At 75.1% G+C, this 23,894-nt stretch carries 4 protein-coding genes; all 4 read left to right on the top strand.

Features of this window, described 5'->3' with window-relative positions:
* The first annotated feature begins 29 nt into the window (after positions 1 to 29).
* Entirely contained in the window at positions 30 to 5,021 is a 4,992-nt protein-coding gene (locus tag AB0B14_RS05435; protein ID WP_357064901.1) for a type I polyketide synthase, read from the top strand.
* A gap of 62 nt (positions 5,022 to 5,083) precedes the next feature.
* Positions 5,084 to 15,967 (top strand): type I polyketide synthase, encoded by a 10,884-nt coding sequence (locus AB0B14_RS05430; RefSeq protein ID WP_357521465.1) that lies wholly within the window; start codon positions 5,084 to 5,086, stop codon positions 15,965 to 15,967.
* Between the two features lie 27 nt (positions 15,968 to 15,994).
* Entirely contained in the window at positions 15,995 to 22,936 is a 6,942-nt protein-coding gene (locus tag AB0B14_RS05425) for a type I polyketide synthase (RefSeq protein ID WP_357521463.1), read from the top strand.
* Positions 22,937 to 22,965: 29 nt separating this feature from the next.
* The gene (locus AB0B14_RS05420) at positions 22,966 to 23,733 is read left to right on the top strand and encodes an alpha/beta fold hydrolase (RefSeq protein WP_357521461.1); all 768 of its coding nucleotides are present in this window, start codon (positions 22,966 to 22,968) and stop codon (positions 23,731 to 23,733) included.
* Positions 23,734 to 23,894: the final 161 nt, after the last annotated feature.

Raw genomic sequence — 23,894 nt, 5'->3', positions numbered from 1 at the left:
CGAGCCCTCGCACCGAACTGGAGAAGACCATGTCGGACACCCCTACGTCGGCGAACGAACAGAAGCTCCTCGGCTATCTGCGCAAGGTCACCACTGACCTGCAGCAGGCCCAGGCCCGGCTGCGCGCCGCGGAGGACCGCGACCAGGAACCCGTCGCGATCGTCGCCATGGCCTGCCGCTTCCCCGGTGGTGTCCGCGACCCCGAGGACCTGTGGCGACTGCTCGGCGACGGCGGTGACGCGGTCTCGGCGTTCCCCGCCGACCGGGGCTGGGACCTGGCCGCCCTGCACGACGACGACCCGGACGCGGAGGGCCGCACGTACGTCGAGCGCGGCGGTTTCCTGGACGACGCCGGCCGGTTCGACCCGGCGCTGTTCGGCATCTCCCCGCGCGAGGCCCTCGCCATGGACCCGCAGCAGCGGCTCGTGCTGGAGACCACGTGGGAGGTGTTCGAGCGGGCCGGCATCGACCCACTGTCGGTACGGGGCCAGCGGATCGGCACCTTCCTCGGTGCGAACCCGCTCGACTACCGCTCCGGGGTCACCGAGGTGCCGGCCGGTTTCGAGGGGCACCTGATGACCGGCGCGGCGGCGAGCGTGGTCTCCGGGCGGGTGGCGTACACGTTCGGCCTGGAGGGTCCGGCCATCACCCTCGACACGGCGTGCTCGTCGTCGCTCGTGGCACTGCACCTGGCGACGCAGGCGCTGCGCCAGGATGACTGCACGCTGGCCGTCGCCGGCGGTGTGGCGGTGATGTCGACGCCCGCCGAGTTCGTCGGGTTCAGCCGGCAGCGCGGGTTGTCCCGCGACGGCCGCTGCCGGGCCTTCTCGGCCGACGCCGACGGCATGGGGCTCGGCGAGGGCGTGGCCGTGCTGCTCGTCGAGCGGCTCTCCGACGCCCGCCGCCACGGGCACCCGGTGCTCGCCGTCGTCCGCGGTTCCGCGATCAACCAGGACGGCGCCTCCAACGGCCTCACCGCGCCCAGCGGCCCGGCCCAGCTGCGCGTGATCGAGGCCGCGCTGGCCGACGCCCGGCTCGCCCCGGACCAGGTCGACGCGGTCGAGGCGCACGGCACCGGCACCCGGCTCGGCGACCCGATCGAGGCGCAGGCCCTGCTCGCCGCGTACGGCCGGACCCGCCCCGCCGACCGGCCTCTGTGGATCGGGTCGCTCAAGTCCAACATCGGTCACGCCCAGGCCGCCGCCGGTGCCGGCGGGGTGATCAAGATGGTCCAGGCGATCCGGCACGGTGTGCTGCCCCGCACCCTGCACGCCGAGGTCCCCACCCCCGAGGTGGACTGGAGCAGCGGTGCGGTCCGGCTGCTCACCGACGAGGTGCCGTGGCCCGGCTCGGGCCGACCGCGCCGCGCCGGCGTCTCCGCGTTCGGCATGAGCGGCACCAACGCCCACCTCATCCTGGAACAGGCCGAGAGCGCACCCGAGGCGCCGCCGGTGACGCCGGCCTTCGGCGAGCCGGTCGCCTGGGTCGTCTCCGGCCGTACCGCGGAAGCCCGCCGCCGCCAGGCCGCCCGCCTGCACGACTACCTCGCCGGCGCCGGCGCCGGCGCCGAGCTGGCCGGCGCCGAGCTGGCTACCGCCGGCGCTGACTCGGCCGCCGCCGACCTGGCCGACGTCGATCCGGCCGATGTCGGCTGGTCGCTGGCCACCACCCGGGCCGCGCTCGAGCACCGGGCCGCGGTGATCGGCACCGGCCGGGCGGAGCTGCTCGCCGGTCTGGCCGCGATCGCCGACCCGGCGTCCGCCCCGGCCGCCGACACGACGCTCAGCGGGGCGGCCGTGGCCGGCGCGGGACGGCCGGTCCTGGTCTTCCCCGGACAGGGCGCCCAGTGGACCGGCATGGCGGTCGAGCTGGCCGCGGCGTACCCGTCGTTCGCGGCGTCCCTGCGTGCCTGCGCGGACGCGCTGCGCCCGCACGTGGACTGGGACCTACTGACCGAGCTTGGCGGCGACCTCACCCGGGTCGACGTGGTGCAGCCCGCCTCGTGGGCGGTGATGGTGTCGCTGGCCGCGCTGTGGCGCGAGCACGGCGTCGAGCCGGCCGCTGTCGTCGGCCATTCCCAGGGCGAGATCGCCGCTGCCGTGGTGGCCGGCGCGTTGACGCTCGCGGACGGCGCCCGGATCGTCGCCCGCCGGAGCCGCGTCATCGCCGAGCGGCTCGCCGGCCACGGCGCCATGGGCTCGGTCGCGCTCGGCCAGGCGGAGGTGGCGCAGCGGCTGGCCCCGTGGGCGGGCCGACTCGGCGTCGCGGTGGTCAACGGCAGCCGTTCCACAGTCGTCGCCGGCGAGCCCGCGGCGCTCGACGAGTTCCTCACCGCGGCGGCTGCCGACGGCATCCGCACCCGGCGCCTGCCGGTCGACTACGCCTCCCACTCGCCGGCTGTCGACACGATCCGGCCGGAGCTGCTGGCCGAGCTCGGCGAGATCCGCCCCCGGGCGACCACCGTCCCGCTCTGGTCCACCGTGCAGCCCGGACCGATCGACACCCTGATGGACGCCGACTACTGGGTCCGCAACCTGCGGCAGACTGTCGAGTTCGAGGCCGTCACCAGGCTGCTGCACGACGCCGGGCACACGGTGTTCATCGAGGTCAGCGCGCACCCGGTGCTCACCGGCGCGATCGAGGAGACGGCCGGGACCGACGTGGTCACGGTGGGCTCCCTGCACCGCGGCGACGGCGGCCGGGCCCGCTTCCTCGCGGCGCTGGCCGAGGCGCACGTGCACGGCGTCGCGGTCGACTGGGCGCCCTCCTTCCCGGGCCGGCGGAGGGTGCCGCTGCCCACGTACGCGTTCCAGCACAAGCACTACTGGCTCGAATCGCCCGCCCCCACCGCCCGGCCCACCGTCACCGGCGACGCCGAGGTGGACCGCTTCTGGGCCGCCGTCAACGGCCGTGACGTCGCCGCCGTCGCCGGCATGCTGAAGGTCGGTGACACCGAGACCCTCGGCGGTGTGGTGGACGCGATGTCCGGCTGGCACCGCGAGCGCGGCCGACGCGCCGCCCTGGACGACCTCCGCTACCGCGTCGACTGGCGGCCGGCCGGCGCCGTGGCACCCGGTGCGCTGACCGGCACCTGGCTGATGGTCGTGCCGGAGCCGGCCGCGGACGGCGAGTTCGCCACCGGGGTCGCCGCCGCACTGCGCGACGCCGGCGCCGACGTCGTCACGCTCACCGTCGCGCCGGCCGACGCCGACCGCGGCAAGCTCGCCGTCCGGCTCGCCGAGACCCTCGGCGACGGCACCGGCCTCGGCGGTGTGCTCAACCTCTGGGCGCTGGAGACCGCCGACCACCCCGACCGCCCCGGCGTCCCCGTCGCCGGCGCCGGGACGATGTGCCTGTTGCAGGCGCTCATCGACTCCGGCCTGCCGGGCCCGCTGTGGTGCGTCACCCGGGGCGGCGTCGCGGTGGACGACGCCGACCCGCTGGCCGACCCCGTGCAGGCGCAGCTCTGGGGCATCGGCCGGGTCGCCGCGCTGGAGAACGCCCGCCTCTGGGGCGGTCTGGTGGACCTGCCCGCCGTGGCGGACGCCGGACAGCTCGCCGGAGCGTTGCGCCGCACCGACGGCGAGGACCAGCTCGCGGTACGCGGCGAGCGTGTCCTCGCCCGCCGGATGGTCCGCGACCGGCTCCCCGACCGCCCGCCGGTACGGGAGTACCGCCCGCGCGGCACCGTCCTGATCACCGGCGGCACCGGCGCGCTCGGCCGGCTGCTCGCCCGCTGGCTGGCCGGCAACGGCGCCGAGCACCTGGTGCTCACCAGTCGCCGTGGCCCGGACGCGCCGGGCGCCCGGGAGCTCGCCGCCGAACTGGGCGAGCTCGGGGTGCGCGTCACGAACGCTGCCTGCGACATCACCGACTACGACGAGCTGTCCGCGGTGGTCCACCAGGTGACCGCGGACGGGCCGCCGATCACCGCCGTCGTGCACACCGCCGCGCACATCGACCTCGGCTCGCTCGAGGAGACGACGATGGAGCAGTACGCCGACACGTACGCCGCGAAGGTGGCCGGCGCGGAGAACCTGGACCGGCTGTTCGCCGCCGACACCCTCGACGCGTTCGTGCTGTACTCGTCGATCGCCGCGTTCTGGGGCAGCGGCTACCACGGCGCGTACGCGGCCGCCAACGCCCATCTCGACGCGCTCGCCCACCGCCGCCGGGCCCGCGGACTCACCGCCACCTCGGTGGCCTGGGGCGTCTGGCGACCGGTGGACATCCAGGAGAGCTACGTCGCCGAGCGGATGGCGATCAGTGAGCGGGCCCAGGCCCAGGGCCTGCCGTTCCTGGAGCCGGACCTGGGGGTGGCGGCGCTGATGCAGGCGCTGGACAACGACGACACGTACGTGGCGCTGGCCAACATCGAGTGGGAACGCTTCGTCTCGCTGTTCACCATGGCGCGGCCCACGCACCTGCTGGACGAGCTGCCCGAGGCGGTCCAGGCCCTACGCCGGCAGAACGAGCCCGCCGAACCGGACGAGGCCGCCGACGCGTCACCGCTGCTCCGGCAGCTCACCGGCATGCCTCCCGCCGACGCCCAGCGGCACCTGGTGGACCTGGTCCGGGACCACGCCGCCGCCGCGCTCGGCCACGACGGCACCGGTGAGGTGGCGGCGTCGCGGGCCTTCAAGGACCTCGGGTTCGACTCGCTGACCTCGGTCGACCTCCGGAACCGGCTGGGCCGGGCGACCGGCCTGCGGTTGCCGGCCAGCCTGGTGTTCGACCACCCGACCCCGGCGGCCATCGCCGCCCTGCTCCAGCGGGAACTGCTGGCGGAGACCCTGGTCACCGCCGAATCGCTGCACGCCCAGATCGACCGGCTGGAGACCGCGCTCGGCGGCGTGACGCTCGACGACCTGGAACGCGGCCCGCTGGCCGACCGGCTGCGCGGGCTCCAGGAGCGGTGTGCCGGCCAAGCGGCGGCCGGCGCCTCCGTCGCCCAACGGCTGGAGTCGGCCTCCGATGACGAGATGTTCGATTTCATCCGGCGTGAGCTGGGCCGTTCCTGACTCGGCGGGCCCCCGTACGACCTCTCAGACGACACCCTCGGCGACCTTCGCGGGAGACACCAGTGGCAAGCAACGAAGACACCCTCCGTGACTACCTCCGGTGGGTCACCGCCGACCTGCACGAGGCCAAGCAACGGCTCCGGACCCTCGAGGACGCGGCCCACGAGCCGATCGCGGTGATCGGCATGGCCTGCCGCTTCCCCGGCGGGGTGGCCTCACCGGAGGAGCTCTGGCGGATGGTGCTCGACGGGCAGGACGCGGTCTCCGGCTTCCCGGTCGACCGCGGCTGGGACGTCGACGGCCTCTACGACCCCGACCCGGACGCGCCCGGCAAGTCGTACGTGCGCCACGGCGGTTTCCTGCACGACGCCGCGCAGTTCGACCCCGACCTGTTCGGCATCTCGCCGCGCGAGGCCCTCGCCATGGACCCGCAGCAGCGGCTGCTGCTGGAGACCTCCTGGGAGGTGTTCGAGCGGGCCGGCATCGATCCGCAGTCGGTGCGGGGACGCCGGATCGGCACGTTCATCGGCGCGAACCGCCCGGACTACGCGAACAACCTCGCCCGCGTGCCGGACGGCATGGAGGGGCACCTGCTCACCGGCAGCAACGCCAGCGTGGTCTCCGGGCGCATCGCGTACACCTTCGGGTTGGAGGGGCCGGCGGTCACGCTGGACACCGCGTGTTCGTCGTCGCTCGTCGCCGTGCACCTGGCGAACCTGGCGCTGCGGCACGGTGACTGCGGCATGGCGCTGGCCGGCGGTGCCGCGGTGCTGTCCGGCCCGGAGGGTTTCGTGGCGTTCAGCCGCCAGCGCGGGCTCTCCAAGGACGGCCGCTGCAAGGCGTTCGGCGCGGGCGCCGATGGGCTCGGCCTCGCCGAGGGCATCGGTGTCCTGCTGCTGGAACGGCTCTCCGACGCCCGCCGCAACGGGCACCCGGTGCTCGCCGTGGTCCGGGGTTCCGCGGTCAACCAGGACGGCGCCAGCAACGGGCTGAGCGCGCCGAACGGGCCGGCCCAGCAGCGGGTGATCCGCCAGGCCCTGACCAACGCCCGGCTCACCGCGAGCAACGTCGACCTGGTGGAGGCGCACGGCACCGGCACCACGCTGGGCGACCCGATCGAGGCGCACGCGTTGCTGGCCACGTACGGGCAGGACCGCCCGGCCGGCCGTCCGCTGCACCTGACCTCCTTCAAGTCGAACATCGGCCACGCTCAGGCGGCCGCCGGTGTCGCGGGTGTGATCAAGACCGTGCTCGCCCTCCAGCACGGCGTGCTGCCCCGGACCCTGCACGCCGACGAGCCGTCGCCGCACATCGACTGGACCGCGGGCGACGTCTCGCTGGTCACCGAGTCGGCGCCGTGGCCGGAGACCGGCGAACCGCGCCGCGCCGGCGTGTCGTCGTTCGGCATCAGCGGCACGAACGCGCACGTCATCCTCGAACAGGCCGGCAGCGACGACGTCGCGGACGAGCCGGACGCCGGCCCGCCCGCGCCGGCCGTGGGTGGGGGAGTGGTGCCGTGGCCGCTGTCCGCGAAGACCGCCGACGGCGTCCAGGCCCAGGCCACCCGGCTGCTCGACCGTCTGCACGACGATCCGAAGTGGACTCCGGCGGGCGTCGCCCGGTCCCTGGCCGAGCACCGGGCGAAACTGGAGCACCGGGCGGTGGCCGTCGGCGCCGACCGGGACACGCTGCTGTCCGGCCTGCGGGCGGTGGCCGGCGCAACCGCCGCGGCCGAGGCGGTGTCCGGTGCCGGCGTACGCGGCGACCGTGCCGTGTTCGTGTTCCCCGGTCAGGGCGCGCAGTGGTCCCGGATGGGCCTGGACCTCGCGGCCGCGTTCCCGGTGTTCGCCGACGCGCTGCGCGAATGCGCCGACGCGCTGCGCGAGGTGACCGACTGGGACCTGCCCGAGGCCCTGGCCGGCGACCTCGCCGACGTCGACGTCGTGCAGCCGGCGTCGTGGGCGGTGATGGTGTCGCTCGCACGGTTGTGGGAGTCGTTCGGCGTCAGCCCGGCCGCGGTCATCGGGCACTCCCAGGGCGAGATCGCCGCCGCGGTGGTGTGCGGCGCGCTGTCGGTCGCCGACGGGGCCCGGGTGGTCGCGCTGCGCAGTCGGATCATCCGCGAGCGGCTGGCCGGCTCCGGTGCCATGGCCTCCGTCGCGCTCTCCGCCGACGAGGCACGGGACCGCCTGGCCGGGTACGCCGGGACGGTCGCGGTCGCCGCCGTCAACGGCCCCCGCTCGGTGGTGCTCTCCGGCGAGCCCGCCGCGATCGACGAGGTCACCGCCGCGCTGGCGGCCGACGGCGTGCGCGTCCGGCGGGTCCCGGTGGACTACGCCTCCCACTCGCCGCAGGTGGCCGCCCTGGAAGCCGAACTGCTGACCGCCCTCGACGGGATCAGCCCCGGCGAGTCGCGGATCCCGTTCTTCTCCGCGGTGGACGGCGCCACGATCAACACGGCGGGCCTCGGTCCCGCGTACTGGGTGCGCAACCTGCGGCAGGAGGTCCGCTTCGAGGCCGCCGTGCGGGCCGCGGCCGGCGCGGGGCACAGCGTTTTCGTCGAGTGCGGCGCGCACCCGGTGCTGTCCTTCGGCATCACCGAGACCGCCGACGACGCCGGCGTCGAGGTGGCCGTGGTCGCCTCCTTGCGCCGCGACGACGGGGGCCCCGGCCGGTTCGTCACGTCGCTCGCCGAGGGATTCACCGCCGGTCTGCCGGTCTCGTTCGCGCCGCTGTCCGGCGACGCCGCCACCGTCGACCTGCCCACGTACGCCTTCCAGCGCGACAGGTACTGGCTGGAGGCACCGGCCGGCGACCCGCCCGCCCGCACCACCGATCCGGCCGAGGACCGGTTCTGGCAGGCCGTGGAGGACGAGGACCTGCCGTCGCTCGCGGAGTCGCTGGACACCGGCGCCGACGACCTGCGCCGGGTGTTGCCGGCCCTGTCCACCTGGCGGCGCCGGCAGCGGGAACGCTCCCGTCTCGACTCCTGGCGGTACCACCTGACCTGGCAACCGCTGCCGGACACCGACCGGCCCACGCTGACCGGCACGTGGCTGCTCGTCACGCCGGACACCCCGGCCGCCACGGCACTCGCCGCGGACATCGACGCCGTGCTGGGCGAGCACGGCGCCGAGGCCCGCCGGGTCACCGTGGACGCCGCCACCACGACGCCGGACGCGCTGGCCGCCGCGCTGGGCGAGGCGGCCGGCGACACGAGCGTCGCCGGTGTGCTGTCGCTGCTGCCGCTCGACACCCGCGACCACCCCGGCTTCCCGGCGCTCACCGTGGGTACCGTCGCCACGCTCGCGCTGGTCCGCCGGGTCGCCGAACACGCGCCCTCGGCCCACCTGTGGACCATCACCCGGGGTGCGGTCGCGGTCTCCGCCACCGACCCGCTCGACGAGCCCGACCAGGCACACACCTGGGGCGTGGGCCGGGTCGCCGCGCTCGAGTACCCGGAGCGTTGGGGCGGGCTCGCCGACCTCCCGCAAGCACCCGACGGCACCGCTCTGCGCCGGCTCGTCGCGACGCTCGCCGCCACCGACGGCGAGGACCAGATCGCGATCCGCGGCACCGGCCGGCTCGCCGCCCGGCTCGCCCGCGCCACCCGCCCGACCGGGCCCGCCGACGTGTGGCAGCCGCACGGCACCGTGCTGGTCACCGGCGGCACCGGCGCGCTCGGCGCGCACGTGGCGCGCTGGCTGGCCCGCTCCGGCGCCGCGCACCTGGTGCTGACCAGCCGGCGGGGCGCGGACGCGCCCGGCGCCACCGAACTGCGCGACGAGCTGACCGCCCTGGGCGCCGAGGTGACCCTGGCGGCCTGCGACGTCGCCGACCGGGACGCGCTGGCCGCGCTGCTGCGGTCGCTGCCGGCGGCGCACCCGCTGACCGCCGTGTTCCACGCGGCCGGCATCACCGACGACGCCATCCTGGACACCCTCACCCCGGACCGCGCGCAGACCGTCGCGGCCGCCAAGTCGTTGTCCGCCCGGCACCTGCACGAGCTGACCGCCGATCTCGGACTGGACGCGTTCGTCACGTTCTCGTCGTTCGCCAGCGTCTTCCCCAACATCGGGCAGGCCAACTACGCCGCCGCCAACGCCTACCTGGACGCCCTCGCGCAGCACCGCCGCCGGGCCGGGCTGCCGGCCACCTCGGTGATGTGGGGTTCGTGGGGCGGCGGCGGGCTGGCCGACGGCGCCATCGGCGAACGGCTGCGCGCCGCGGGTGTCCCTCCGATGGACCCGGAGGCGGCGGTCGCCGCGCTCGCCGACGCGCTGGCCGGCGACGAGACCGTGCTCGCCGTCGTCGACATCGACTGGGCAAAGGTCGCGCCGGACGCCGCGTCGGTGCGGCCCTACCCGTTGCTCACCGGCATCCCGGAGGCCGCGCGCGCCATCTCGGCCGCCACCGCGGGGCAGCCGGAGACCGACGGCGACGGCTCCGCGCTGACCCGCCGGCTGGCCGCGCTCAGCCCGGCGGACCGCGACCGTGAGCTGCTGACGCTGGTCCGGGAACAGTCCGCGGCGGCGCTCGGCCACCGCAACGCCGACACGATCCCGGCCGGCCGCCCGTTCAAGGACCTGGGCGTCGACTCGCTCATCGCGGTCAACCTGCGCAACGGCGTCAACGTCGCCACCGGGCTCAAACTGCCCGCGACACTCGTCTTCGACCACCCGACCCCGCAGGCGCTGGCCCGGCACCTCGCCGAGCGACTGTTCACCGGCGAGAGGGCGGAGCCGGTACCGGCGGCGCTGGCCACCGCCGCCGCGGACACCGAGCCGATCGCCATCGTCGGCATGGCCTGCCGGCTGCCCGGCGGCATCACGTCGCCGGAGGAGCTGTGGGACCTGGTGGCGAACGGGCGGGACGCGATCACGCCGTTCCCGGACAACCGCGGCTGGGACATCGACCGGCTCTACCACCCCGACCCCGACGTGCCCGGCACCACGTACGTGCGGGAGGGCGGTTTCCTGCACGACGCCGCCGACTTCGACGCCGCGTTCTTCGGCATCTCGCCGCGTGAGGCCCTGGCGATGGACCCGCAGCAACGGCTGCTGCTGGAGACGTCGTGGGAGGCCGTCGAGCGGGCCGGCCTCGACCCGGAAACGCTTGCCGGCACGCCCACCGGCGTGTTCATCGGCGCCGGGCACCGCGGTTACGTCAACAGCCTGGAACAGCTGCCCGAGGGCGCCGAGGGCTACGTGATGACCGGCAACGCGTCGAGCGTCGTCTCCGGCCGCATCTCCTACACGTTCGGCTTCGAGGGCCCGGCCGTCACCGTCGACACGGCCTGCTCGTCGTCGCTCGTCGCGCTGCACCTGGCCGGCCAGGCCCTGCGCCAGGGCGAGTGCACGCTCGCGCTTGTCGGCGGGGTCGCGGTGATGCCGAACGCCGAGGTGTTCGTCGAGTTCAGCCGCCAGCGCGGGCTGTCCGCGGACGGCCGGTGCAAGGCGTTCGCGGCCGCCGCGGACGGCACCGGCTGGGCCGAGGGTGCCGGCGTTCTGGTGGTCGAGCGGCTGTCCGACGCGCGCCGCCACGGGCACCGGGTGCTCGGGCTGGTCCGCGGCACCGCGGTCAACCAGGACGGCGCGTCCAACGGGCTGACCGCGCCCAACGGCCCGTCGCAGCAGCGGGTGATCCGCCAGGCGCTCGCCGGCGCCCGGCTGTCCCCGGCGGATGTCGACGCCGTCGAGGCGCACGGGACCGGCACCCGGCTCGGCGACCCGATCGAGGCCCAGGCGCTGCTGGCCACGTACGGGCAGGATCGCGACCCGGCCCGCCCGCTGCTGCTCGGCTCGCTGAAGTCGAACATCGGGCACACCCAGGCGGCGGCCGGCGTGGCCTCGGTGATCAAGATGGTCATGGCGATGCGCGCCGGTGTCCTGCCGAAGACCCTGCACGTGGACAGCCCCACTCCCGAGGTCGACTGGGAGGCCGGCGCGGTCACCGTGCTCACCGACTCGACGCCCTGGCCGGACACCGACCGGCCGCGCCGGTGCGCGGTCTCGTCGTTCGGCGTCAGCGGCACCAACAGCCACATCGTCCTGGAGGCGGCGCCGGCCGAGCAGCCGGTCCCGCCGTCCCCGGAGCCGCCGGTGGTGGCGTGGCCGGTGTCGGCGCGCTCCGCCGGGGCGCTCGCCGGCCAGCTGAGCCGGTTGCGGGAGTTCGTGGCGACGGCCGGGCTGCCGAGTGTGGACGTGGGCCGGTCGCTGGCGGCGACGCGGCAGGCGTTCGCCCATCGCACGGTGCTGATCGCGCCGGATCGCGGTGAGGTGTCCGGTGTGGTGCCGGAGACCGGCCCGGACGGGGTGGGTTTCCTGTTCGCGGGCCAGGGTGCGCAGCGGCTCGGGATGGGACGCGACCTGGCGTCGTCGTTCCCGGTGTTCCGGCAGGCGTGGGACGAGGTCTGCGCCGCGGTGGACGCGGTACTGGGCCGGTCGTTGACCGAGGTGGTGTGGGGCGAGGACGCGGATCTGCTGGCCGAGACCCGCTTCGCGCAGCCCGCGCTGTTCGTGTTCGAGGTGGCGTTGTTCCGGCTGCTGGAGTCGTGGCGGGTGCGCCCCTCGGTGCTGGCCGGCCACTCGGTGGGCGAGGTCGCCGCCGCCTGTGTCTCGGGTGTGCTGTCGACCGCCGACGCGGCCCGGCTGATCGTGGAACGTGGCCGGTTGATGCAGGCCCTGCCGCCGGGTGGGGTGATGCTGGCGGTGGCGGTGCCGGAGACCGAGGTCGCCCGTTTCGCGGGCGTGTCGGTGGCGGCGGTCAACGGCCCGTCGTCGGTGGTGCTCTCCGGCGACGCGGGCGTGCTCGCGGACGTCGAGGAAACCCTCACAAGCGAGGGGGTACGCGTCCGCCGCCTCCGGGTGTCGCACGCCTTCCACTCGGCGCTGATGGAGCCGATGCTCGACGACTTCCGCGAGGTCGTGTCGGGGCTGAGCTTCGGCACGCCCAGCATTCCGGCCGTGTCCACGGTGACCGGTGCGGTGGTGGACGGTGAGTGGTCGGATCCGGAGTACTGGGTGTCGCACGTGCGGCAGACGGTCCGGTTCGCGGATGCCGTCCGGGCGCTGCCGCCGCTGCGTACGGTGCTGGAGATCGGCCCGGACGCGACCCTGACCGGCCTGGCCGGGCAGTCCGACGTGGACGCCATCGCGTTGTGCCGCAAGGACCGGGCGGAGGACGTGTCGGTCGTGGAGGGCGTCGGCCGGGCCTGGACCGTGGGGATTGTGGTCGACTGGGCGGCGATGAACCAGGGCGGCCGGCTGGTCGAGCTGCCCACCTACGCGTTCCAGCGGGAGCGCTACTGGCTGCCGAAGGCGACAGCCGCCGATCCGGCCGCGCTCGGCCTGGGCGCGGCCGGGCACCCGCTGCTGGGCGCGGCGGTGTCGATGGCCGACGGTGGTGGTGTCGTGCTGACCGGCCGGGTGAGCCGGTCCGCGCAGTCGTGGCTGGCCGAGCACGAGATCGGCGGGCGCGTGCTGGTGCCGGGCACCGCGTTGGTGGAGATGGCGATCCGGGCCGGCGACGAGGCCGGGTACGACCAGCTGGACGAGCTGACCCTGCGGGAGCCGATGCTGGTGCCCGACGGCGGGGCGTTGCAGGTGCAGGTGGTGGTGGACGGGGCCGGTCAGGTTCGGGTCCACTCGCGCCCGGACGCCACCGGCGACCGGCCGTGGACCCTGCACGCCACCGGCACGCTCACCGAGGCCGGCGCACTCACCGCCGCCGGCGGGGCGCCCACGGCGGCGGCAGCCTGGCCGCCGGCCGGCGCGGAACCCGTCGACCTCACCGGCTTCTACGAGCGGCTGCACGCCGCGGGCTCGGCCTACGGCCCGGCGTTCCGGGGCATGCGCGCCGCCTGGCGATCCGGCGACGACGTGTGGGCCGAGGTCACCGCACCGGCCGACCTCGACGTCACCGGCTACGGCATCCACCCCGCGGTCCTCGACGCCGCCCTGCACCCGGTCGCCCTGGCCGGCGCCACGGGCGCTGGCGCGAGGCCGATGGTCCCGTTCTCCTTCGAGGGTGTGCACCTGCACGCCACCGGCGCCCGGACCCTGCGGGTACACCTCACCGCGGGCGCCGGCGACACGCTCACCGTGACCGCCACCGACCCGGCCGGCGCTCCGGTGGCGACCATCGCCACGCTGACCCTCCGCCCGATCGCCGACCCGGCCACCGCGCCCGTCGCCAACCTCTACCGGATCCGGTGGACGCCCGTCGGCCGCACTGGCGAGGCGCCGGCCGGCGTCGCGGTCCTGGACGGCGACGATCCGGCCGCACTGGGTACGCCGATCCCGCAGTTGGTCGTCAGCTACGTGGACCCGGACGGCGCGGCCCGGGACGCGGTGCACCGCACGCTCGCCCTGCTCCAGCGGTGGCTGGCCGACGAACGTGCCGCCGACGCCACCCTCGCCGTGGTGACCCGTGCCGGGCTGCTCTCCCACGCCGCCGCCGCCGGCCTGGTCCGCAGCGCGCAGACCGAGAACCCCGGACGGTTCCTGCTCGTCGACGCCGACGAGGACCGGCCCGCCCCGGACCGGATCGCCGCGGCGTCCGCGACAGGTGAATCCGAGATCCGCCTGCGCGGCGACGAGTTCCACGGTCCCCGGCTCACCCCCGCCGCCGGGCCGGACACCCTGCCCGTGCCGGACGCCGCCGACTGGCGGCTCGCCGTCCGCGGCGGCACCGGAGCCCTCACCGACCTGACGCTCGCACCCCGCGAGGAGGCTCCGGACGCCGGCCTGCGGGACGACGAGGTCCGGGTCGCGGTCCGCGCGGCCGGGGTGAACTTCCGAGACGTGCTCATCGCGCTCGGCATGTACCCCGGCGACGCCCCGCCCGCGCTCGGCAACGAGGCCGCAGGTGTGGTCACCGCCGTCGGCCCCGGCGTCACCGACCTGGTACCCGGGGACCGCGTTCTCGGCCTCATGCCGGACTCCATCGGCCCGATCGCCCGTACCGAACGCAGCTTCGTCACTCCGCTGCCCGCCGGCTGGTCGTTCGAGACTGGCGCGTCGGTGGGTGTGGTGTTCGCGACGGCGTGGATGGGTCTGGTGGACATCGCCGGCGTCGGCCCCGGCGATCGGGTGCTGGTGCACGCGGGCGCCGGTGGTGTGGGCATGGCGGCGGTGCAGGTGGCCCGCTCGCTGGGTGCCGAGGTGTACGCGACCGCGAGCCCCGGTAAGTGGGAGGTGTTGCGGGGTCTGGGCCTGGACGAGGAGCACATCGGGTCGTCGCGGTCGGTGGAGTTCCGGGACCGGTTCCTGGTGGCGACCGGCGGCCGTGGGATGGACGTGGTGCTGAACTCGCTGGCGGGTGAGTTCGTGGACGCGTCGCTGGACCTGTTGCCGCGTGGGGGCCGGTTCGTGGAGATGGGCAAGTCCGACATCCGGGACGCGGAGACGGTCGCGGCGGCCCGCCCGGGGGTGCGATACCGGGCGTTCGACCTCATCGAGGCCGGCCCGCGGCGGATCGGCGAGATTCTGCGGCAGGTCGTCGAGCAGTTGACCGCGGACACGTTGCGGCCGCTGCCGGTGACCTCGTGGGACGTACGGCGGGCGCCGGAGGCGTTCCGGTTCATCTCCCAGGCCCGGCACGTGGGCAAGGTGGTGCTGACCGTGCCGTCGGCCTGGGACCCGGCCGGCACGGTGTTGATCACCGGCGGCACCGGGACCCTGGGCGCCGCGCTGGCCCGGCACCTGGTGACCACGCGGGGGATGCGCAACCTGCTCCTGGCCGGCCGGCGGGGCCTGCGGGCGCCGGGTGCCGCGGACCTCAGGGCCGAGCTGGAGGCCGCCGGCGCCGAGGTGACGGTGGCCGCCTGCGACGTGAGCGACCGCGACCAGGTCAAGCAGTTGCTGGCCGGTCGCCGGGTGACGGCCGTGGTGCACGCGGCGGGAGTGACCGACGACGCGGTGCTCGGATCGTTGACGCCGGAGCAGGTGGACCGGGTGCTGCGGGCCAAGGTGGACGCGGCGTGGCACCTGCACGAGCTGACCGCCGGGCACGACCTCGCCGACTTCGTCATGTACTCCTCGATCGGCGGAGTGTTCGGCGGGGCGGGGCAGGGCAACTACGCCGCGGCGAACTCCTACCTGGACGCGCTCGCCGCCCACCGGCACGAGCAGGGATTGCCGGCCACGTCGCTGGCCTGGGGACTCTGGGCCGAGGAGAGCGGCATGACCGCCCGGCTGGGCAGCAGTGACCGGGTACGCGCCGACCGGTCCGGTGTCCGTCCGATGCCCACCGCCCAGGGCCTGGCGCTGTTCGACGCGGCCCTGCGTCTCGGTGAACCGCTCGCCGTACCCGTCGACCTCGACCTGGCGTCGCTGCAGGCCCGCGCCCGGGACGTCACAAGCGTCCCCGGCCTGTTCCGGTCCCTGATCCGGGTCTCCGCCCGGCGGACCGCCGGGGCCGCGGGCGCGACGGACGCGCAGGAGTTGCAGCGGCGGCTCGCGGCGGCCTCTGGCGACGAACGACGCCGCCTCGTGCTCGAACTGGTCCGCGAACAGGCCGCCGCGGTGCTCGGTTTCACCGACACCGCCGCCATCCCGGCCGGCCGGCCGTTCCGCGACGTCGGTTTCGACTCGCTGACCGGCGTCGAACTCCGCAACCGGCTCAACACCGCCACCGGCCTACGCCTGCCCGCCACCGCGGTCTTCGACCACCCCACGCCCACCGAACTCACCGATCACCTGATCACCCACCTCGACCCCGCCGACGCGGCGCCCGCCGGCATCGAGCAGTCCGAGATCGAGTTCCGGCGGGCACTCGCCGACATTCCCCTCTCCGCGTTGCGGGACGCGGGTGTGCTCGGCGCCCTGCGCAGGCTGACCGGGTTCGACGACTCCACCGCCGAGGCGGAGGCCGACGTCGCCGCCATCGCCACGATGGACGTCGCCGCACTCGTCGACATGGCGCTGAACACCAAGGACTCCTGAACCGTTTCCGAGAGCGGAGCACGCAACATGACCACATCGGCCGACCGGCTCGTCGACGCCCTCCGGGCATCGCTGACGGAGACGGAGAACCTGCGGCGGCAGAACAAGGAACTGGTCGCCGCGCTCAGCGAACCCGTCGCGATCGTCGGGATGGCGTGCCGCTACCCCGGCGGCGTCCGTACCCCCGAGGACTTGTGGCACCTGGTGACCGACGAGGTCGACGCGATGTCGTCGTTCCCGGGTGACCGCGGATGGGACCTGGACGCGCTGTCCGACCCGGAGTCCGGCAGTTACGTGCAGGAGGGCGGCTTCGTCCACAGCGCCGCCGAGTTCGACGCCGAGTTCTTCCGCATCTCGCCGCGCGAGGCGCTCGCCATGGACCCGCAGCAGCGGGTGGTCCTACAGGCCGCCTGGGAGGCGATCGAACGCGCCGGCATCGACGCCGCCTCACTCAAGGGCACCCGTACGGGGGTGTTCATCGGCGCCGGCAGCCCCGGCTACGCCACCGATCTGAAGGAGATACCGCAGGAGGTGCAGGGATACACCCTGACCGGCCTGGCCACCAGCGTGGTGTCCGGCCGCATCGCGTACACCCTGGGCCTGGAGGGACCGGCGGTCACCGTCGACACCGCCTGCTCCTCCTCACTCGTCGCCCTGCACCTCGCCGTGCAGTCTCTGCGGCAGGGTGAGTGCGGCCTGGCACTGGCCGGCGGTGTCACCATCATGTCCAGCCCCGGCGTGTTCCAGGAGTTCAGCCGGCAGCGCGGGCTCGCACCGGACGGGCGGTGCAAGGCGTTCGCCGCTGCGGCCGACGGGACGGGCTGGGCCGAGGGCGTGGGTGTGCTGCTGATCGAGCGTCTCTCGGACGCCCGCCGCAACGGGCACCGGGTTCTCGCGGTGGTACGCGGCTCCGCGGTCAACCAGGACGGCGCGTCCAACGGCCTGACCGCCCCCAACGGGCCGTCGCAGCAACGCGTCATCCGGCAGGCCTTGGACAACGCCCGCCTCACCACCGACCAGATCGACCTGCTGGAGGCGCACGGCACCGGCACGACGCTGGGTGACCCGATCGAGGCGCAGGCGCTGCTGGCCACGTACGGGCAGGGCCGCGCGACCGGCCGTCCGCTCTGGCTGGGCTCGCTGAAGTCGAACATCGGCCACGCGCAGGCGGCGTCCGGTGTCGGCGGCGTCGTCAAGCTCGTGATGGCGCTGCAACACGGTGTGCTGCCGAAGACCCTGCACGTCGACGAACCGACCCCGCACGTCGACTGGGAGTCCGGCGCGGTGTCCCTGCTCACCGAGGCCCGGCCCTGGCCGGAGACCGGCGAGCCCCGCCGTGGCGCGGTGTCGTCGTTCGGCGTCAGCGGCACCAACGCGCACGTCATCATCGAGCAGGCGGAGCCAGCCCCGGCGGTGCCCACCGAACCGCCGCCAACCGGCGCCCCGGTCCCGTGGGTCCTCACCGCGCGCGACGGCGACAGCCTGATCCGCGTCGCCCAGCAGACCCGCGCGTTCCTGGAGACCCGGCCTCACCTGGGCATCCGTGAGATCGGCGGTGCCCTCGCCGGCAGCCGGGCCGCCCTGGAGCACCGCGCGGTGGTGGTCGGGGCGGACCGCGCCGAACTGCTCGTCGGCCTGGACGCGGTGGCGGCCGGCACACCTGCGGTGTCCGGCGTGGCCGAGTCGGCGTCGGCGTCGCGTCCGGTGTTCGTGTTCCCGGGTCAGGGTGCGCAGTGGGCCGGGATGGGTGTGGAGTTGGCGGAGGCGTTTCCGGTGTTCGCGGATGCGTTGGCGGAGTGTGCGGAGGTGTTGCGGCCGGTGGTGGGTTGGGATCTGCTGGCCGAGTTGTCGGGTGATCTGTCGCGGGTGGAGGTGGTGCAGCCGGCGTCGTGGGTGGTGATGGTGTCGCTTGCCCGGTTGTGGGAGTCGTTCGGGGTGACACCGGCGGCGGTGGTCGGTCACTCGCAGGGGGAGATCGCGGCGGCGGTGGTCGCGGGTGCGTTGTCGCTCGCCGACGGTGCGCGGGTGGTCGGCCTGCGGAGCAGGGTGATCGCGTCACGGTTGGCCGGTAAGGGTGCGATGGCGGCGGTGGCCCTGCCGGTGGGTGAGGTGCGGGCCGCGTTGACCGGTGGGGTGGCGGTGGCGGCGGTGAACGCGGAGTCGTCGGTGGTGATCTCGGGGGACCCGGGGGAGGTCGATGCGCTGGTCTCGGCGTGGGATGCCGCTGGGGTGCGGGTGCGTCGGGTGGCGGTGGATTACGCGTCGCATTCTGCGCAGGTGGAGGTGCTGCGTGCGGATCTGTTCGAGGCGTTGGGTGGGATTGAGCCGCGGGGGTCGCGGGTGCCGTTCTATTCGACGGTGACCGGGGGTGTGCTCGACACGGCGGTGATGGATGCCGGGTACTGGTATCGGAATCTGCGCCAGACTGTGGAGTTCGCCGCGACGGTGGAGGTGTTGCGGGCCGACGGGTTCGACACCTTCATCGAGTGCAGCTCACACCCGGTGTTGACCCTCGGTATTCCGGAGGCGGTCGGCTCGTTGCGCCGCGACGACGGCGGGGCCCGCCGCTTCGTGACCAGCCTGGCTGAGGCGTACGTCGCCGGGGTGCCCGTCGTCCTCACCGGCCTGGTCGGTGACGGCCCGGCCGTCGACCTGCCCACCTACCCCTTCCAGCGCAGCCGGTACTGGCTGCACGCCGACCCGGCGCAGACCCCGACCCGCACCGACGCCGACGAGGTGGAGGCACGGTTCTGGGAGGCCGTGGAACGGGAGGACCTGGAGTCGCTGGCCGGCTCGCTGCGCACCGACCAGGACGACCTCGAACGGGTGCTGCCGGCCCTGTCCGGCTGGCGCCGCCGCCACCGCGAGCACAGCACGATCGACTCCTGGCGCTACAAGACCGCCTGGCGGCCGGTCGCCGAGTCCGGCACGCCGGTGCTGTCCGGCACCTGGCTGCTCGCCGTGGCGGAGTCGCTCACCGACGCGCCCTGGCACGACGCCGCCGAGACCGCACTCCGCGCGCACGGCGCCCGCGTCGTTCGCCTGCCCCTCGACGCCGGCGCCGGTCGCGACTACTACACCGCCGTGCTGCGCGCCACGCTCGCCGCCACGCCCGACGTGACAGGCGTGCTGTCCCTCCTGCCCCTCGACGACCGGCCGCACCCCGAGCACCCGGCCACCGTGCGCGGGCTCACCGGCACGCTCGCCATGGCGCAGGCACTCGGGGACGTGGACATCGACGCGCCGTTCTGGTGCGCCACCCGTGGCGCCGTGTCGGTCGGCGCCTCCGACCCGCTCACCGCCGCCGCGCAGGCCACGGTCTGGGGCCTCGGCCGGGTGGTCGCCGAGGAGAGCCCGCACCGCTGGGGCGGCCTCGTCGACCTGCCCGCCGTCGCCGACAGCCGGGCGGGCGCCCGGCTGGCCGCCGTCCTCGCCGGGCTCGACGACGAGGACCAGGTGGCGATCCGCCGGTCCGGCGTCTACGCCAACCGCCTGATCCGTGCCGACTGGGGCGATGGCCGGCCCCGCCGGGACTGGCGGCCGGACGGCACCGTGCTGGTCACCGGCGGCACCGGCGCGCTCGGCGGGCACGTCGCCCGGTGGCTGGCCGCCTGCGGCGCCCCGCACCTGCTGCTGCTCAGCAGCCGCGGCCCGGACGCGCCGGGCGCCGACGACCTGCGCCGCGAACTCACCGAGCTGGGCGCACGGGTCACCATCAGCGCCTGCGACGTCGCCGACCGCGCCGCGCTCGCCGCCGTCCTGGCCGACGTGCCGGCCGAGTACCCGCTGCGCGCCGTCGTGCACACCGCGGCTGTACTGGACGACGGCGTCCTCGACGCGCTCACCCCCGGCCAGCTCGACCGGGTGCTGCGGGTCAAGGCCCTCGGCGCCGTGCACCTGGACGAACTGACCCGTGACCTCGACCTCACCGCCTTCGTGCTGTTCTCGTCGTTCGCCGGCACCTTCGGCGTCGCCGGGCAGGGCAACTACGCGCCCGGCAACGCCTTCCTCGACGCGCTGGCCCGCGCCCGCCGCGCCGGCGGACGGCCCGCCACCTCCATCGCCTGGGGGCACTGGTCCGGCGGCGGCATCGCGTCCGGCGCCGCCGAGGCCCAGCTACGCCGCCGCGGCGGTTCCGAGATCGACCCGCCCACCGCGCTGCGGGCCCTCGGCGAGGTGCTCGACCACGACGAGACGGTGGTGGCACTGGCCCTGATCGAGTGGGAGCGGATCGCCGCCGGCGCCCGTGAGCTCGCCAGCCGGCCGCGTCCGTTCCTGCGCGAGCTGACCGACGTCCGGCGGCTGCTCGCCGGCGAGGGCGCCGCGACCGGGCCGACCCCGGCCGCCGGCGGCACCCCGCTGGCCGACCGGCTCGCCGCGCTGCCCGAGGCCGAACGGGACCGGGCCGTGCTGGACCTGGTACGCGGCCAGGTCGCCGCCGTGCTCGGTCACGGCTCGCCGGACGCGGTGCACGGCGGCCGCCCGTTCCGGGAGCTCGGCTTCGACTCGCTCACCTCGGTCGAGCTGCGGAACCGGCTGAGCACCGTCACCGGCCTGAAACTGCCGGCCACCGTCGTCTTCGACCACCCGACGCCCGACGCGCTGGCCCGCCATCTCCGGGCGATCGCGACCGGCGGAAACGAGCCGGCCGGCGTCGCGGAACCACCGACCCCGGCGGCCGCGAACGGCGACGACCCGGTCGTCATCGTCGGCATGAGCTGCCGGCTGCCCGGCGGCGCCGACACCCCCGACGACCTGTGGCAGCTCATCGCCGACGAACGCGACGCGGTCGGCGGCCTACCGACCGACCGCGGCTGGGACGTCGAGACGCTCGTCGCCGCCGGCGTCGACGTGCCAGGCATGCGTTTCGTCCGGCAGGGCGGCTTCCTGCGCGACGCCGCGTCGTTCGACGCCGGGTTCTTCGGCATCCCCGACCACGAGGCGCTCGCCATGGACCCGCAGCACCGGCTGCTGCTGGAGATGTCCTGGGAGGCGATCGAACGCGCGGGCATCGCACCCCGCACCCTGAGCGGTGAGTCCGTCGGTGTGTTCGTCGGCACCTTCTCCCAGGGCTACTGGACCGGCATGCAGGAGGTGCCCGAGGAGACCCGGCCGCACCTCAGCGGCGGCATCTCCCCGGCGCTCGCCGCCGGACGGATCGCCTACGCGCTCGGCCTGGAGGGCCCGGTGCTGACCCTCGACACCGGCTGCTCGTCCTCCGCCGTCGCGCTGCACCTGGCCGTGCAGGCGGTCCGGGCCGGCGAGTGCGACCTGGCGCTCGCCGGCGGCGCGTCCGTGCTGGCGAACCCCGCCGTCTCACCCGACATGGGGGTCGGCGCCGCCGGCGACGGGCGCTGCAAGTCCTACTCCGAGGCCGCCGACGGCACCGGATGGGGCGAAGGCGCCGGCGTGCTTGTCGTCGAACGACTCTCCGTGGCCCGCCGCGCCGGCCACCCGGTCCTCGCGGTGATCCGCGGCACCGCCGTCAACCACAACGGCGGCGGCAATGGCCTGGGCGCGCCCAACGGCCCGTCGCAACGCCGCGTCATCCGCCAGGCCCTGACGAACGCCGGTCTCACGCCCGCCGACGTCGACGTCGTCGAGGGACACGGCACCGGCACCCCGCTCGGCGACCCGATCGAGGCCGAGGCCCTGATGGCGGTCTACGGCGCCGGCCGTGACCCCAGCCGGCCGCTCTGGCTCGGCACCGTCAAGTCGAACCTCGGACACCCGCAGGCCGCGTCCGGCGTGGTCGGGGTGATCAAAACCGTGCAGTCCATGCGGTACGGCATCCTGCCGCGATCGCTGCACTCCGACGAGCCGAGCGGTTACGTCGACTGGACCGCCGGCGGCGTCCGGCTGCTGACCAAGACGGTGCCCTGGCCGGCGACCGGCCGCCCACGTCGGGCCGGCGTCTCGTCGTTCGGCGCCAGCGGCACGAAGGTCCACGTCATCCTGGAACAGGGTGACAGCACGGAGCAGGTCGACCGTCCGGAGCGGACGGTCACGAACCCGCCCCAGGTGGTCCCGGTCGTGCTGTCCGCGCGCGACGGTGTCGCGCTGCGCGCCCAGGCCGCCCGGCTGCACGGCCATCTCGCCGCACGGCCGGCTCTGGCCGTGGCGGACGTTGCCTGGACCCAGGCCGTGGGCCGCTCGGTGCACCCGCACCGGACCGTGCTGCTCGCCACCGGGCGTGCCGGGCTGCTCGACGGCCTCGCCGCCGTCGCGGCCGGCCACCCGGACACGACAGCGGTGTCCGGTGAGGCACCCCCTAACGAGCCGGCGGTGACCTGCGTGTTCCCCGGGGAACCGGTCGACGCGGCAGCGGTCCGGCGGCTGCATGCCATGTACCGTCCCTTCGCGGACGCGGTCGACGTCGTCGCCGCGCACCTCGATCCGGTCCTCGACCGGCCGTTGCTCGACGTGCTCCTCGACGCCGGCGAGCAGCCACCCGCCCCCGGTTCGATGCTGGCCCACGCGGCTTCCCTGGCCGTCGAGTACGCGCAGTTCACGCTGCTGCGGTACGTGGGTGTGCCGGTCACCGCGGTCACCGGGCGTGGGCCCGGCGCGGTCGCCGCGGCCCTCGCCGCCGAGGCCATCGGACCCCAGGACGCGGCGCGACTCCTGACCGCGCTCGCCGAGGGACGGCCGGCCCCGGCCGACGGCTGGCGGACGCCGGTGTTGCAGGTGCTGTCGCCCACCGGGCCCGACGACCTGGCCGACGCGTGGGACGCGGACACCGTGACCGTCGCCGAGGACGGCGTCACCGTCCGGGCCGGCGTACCGGACGACGGCGTACTGCGCACGCTCGCCGCTCTGCACGTCGCCGGGGCGCCGGTCGACTGGGCCCGGGTGCTCGGCACCGCCGCCGGCCGGCTGGTCGACCTGCCCACATACCCCTTCCAGCGGGAACGCTACTGGCTGCGTACCCCACTGGACGGGCTCCTCAGCGGCGCCGCTGCCGAGTGAACCGCTCCGCCACCTTCGGGAAGGACGTCATGTCGCACAGTCTCCGTACCAGCCGATGGATTCAGAAGCTGGGCACGCAGCACGGCGACCGGCCGCGTCTGCTGTGCCTGCCGCACGCGGGCGGGTCCGGCTCGTTCTACCACCCGCTCAGCGTCCACCTCGGTGCCACCGTCGACGTGTTCGCCGTGCAGTACCCCGGCCGCCAGGAGCGGCGCATCGAACCGCCGCTGGTCACGATCGACGAGTTGGCCGAACGGATCCACGCCGAACTCACCACCTGGACGGACCGGCCGCTTGTGCTGTTCGGGCACAGCATGGGAGCGGTGATCGGGTATGAGGTCGGCCGCCTGTTGCAGCGCGACGGCATCCCGCCGGCCGGCCTCATCGTGTCCGGCCGGCGGGCTCCCTCGGTGCACGTCGAGGAGAGTCTGCACCGCCGCGGCGACCAGGCGCTCATCGCGGAGGTGCGGCAGCTCAGCGGTACCGCCGCCGCCCTGCTCGACGACGCGGAGCTGCTGGAGATGATCCTGCCGGCGCTGCGCGCCGACTACCGGGCCATCGAGACCTACCGGCACCGGCCGGGCCGCGAACTCGACTGCCCGGTCACCGCGCTGGTCGGCGAGGACGACCACCGGGCCTCGGTCGACCACGTCCGGGCCTGGCAGGGGCACACCACCGGCGCGTTCGACCTGCGCACGTTCCCCGGGGGCCACTTCTATCTGAACAACCGCTGGCCCGACGTCGCGGCCGCGATCCGCGGCGCCGTCACGTCGTTCACCGCACCGGTCCTTCCGTGACCGGGCACCCCGCTCGCCGCCGCGGCACGCGCCCAGACTGAATCCGACAAGAGACCGGACCGGCGGGCGCCGTCGCGGGCGGCGGGCCCGTGGTGCCGGGGGGGGGGGGGGGGGGGTTTGGGGCCGGGGGCGCGGGGGGGCGCCCGGGCCCCCGAGGGCCC

The organism is Micromonospora sp. NPDC049171 (assembly GCF_040648275.1).
GTDB lineage: Bacteria > Actinomycetota > Actinomycetes > Mycobacteriales > Micromonosporaceae > Micromonospora.
This window is presented reverse-complemented; position numbering and strand designations above follow the sequence as displayed.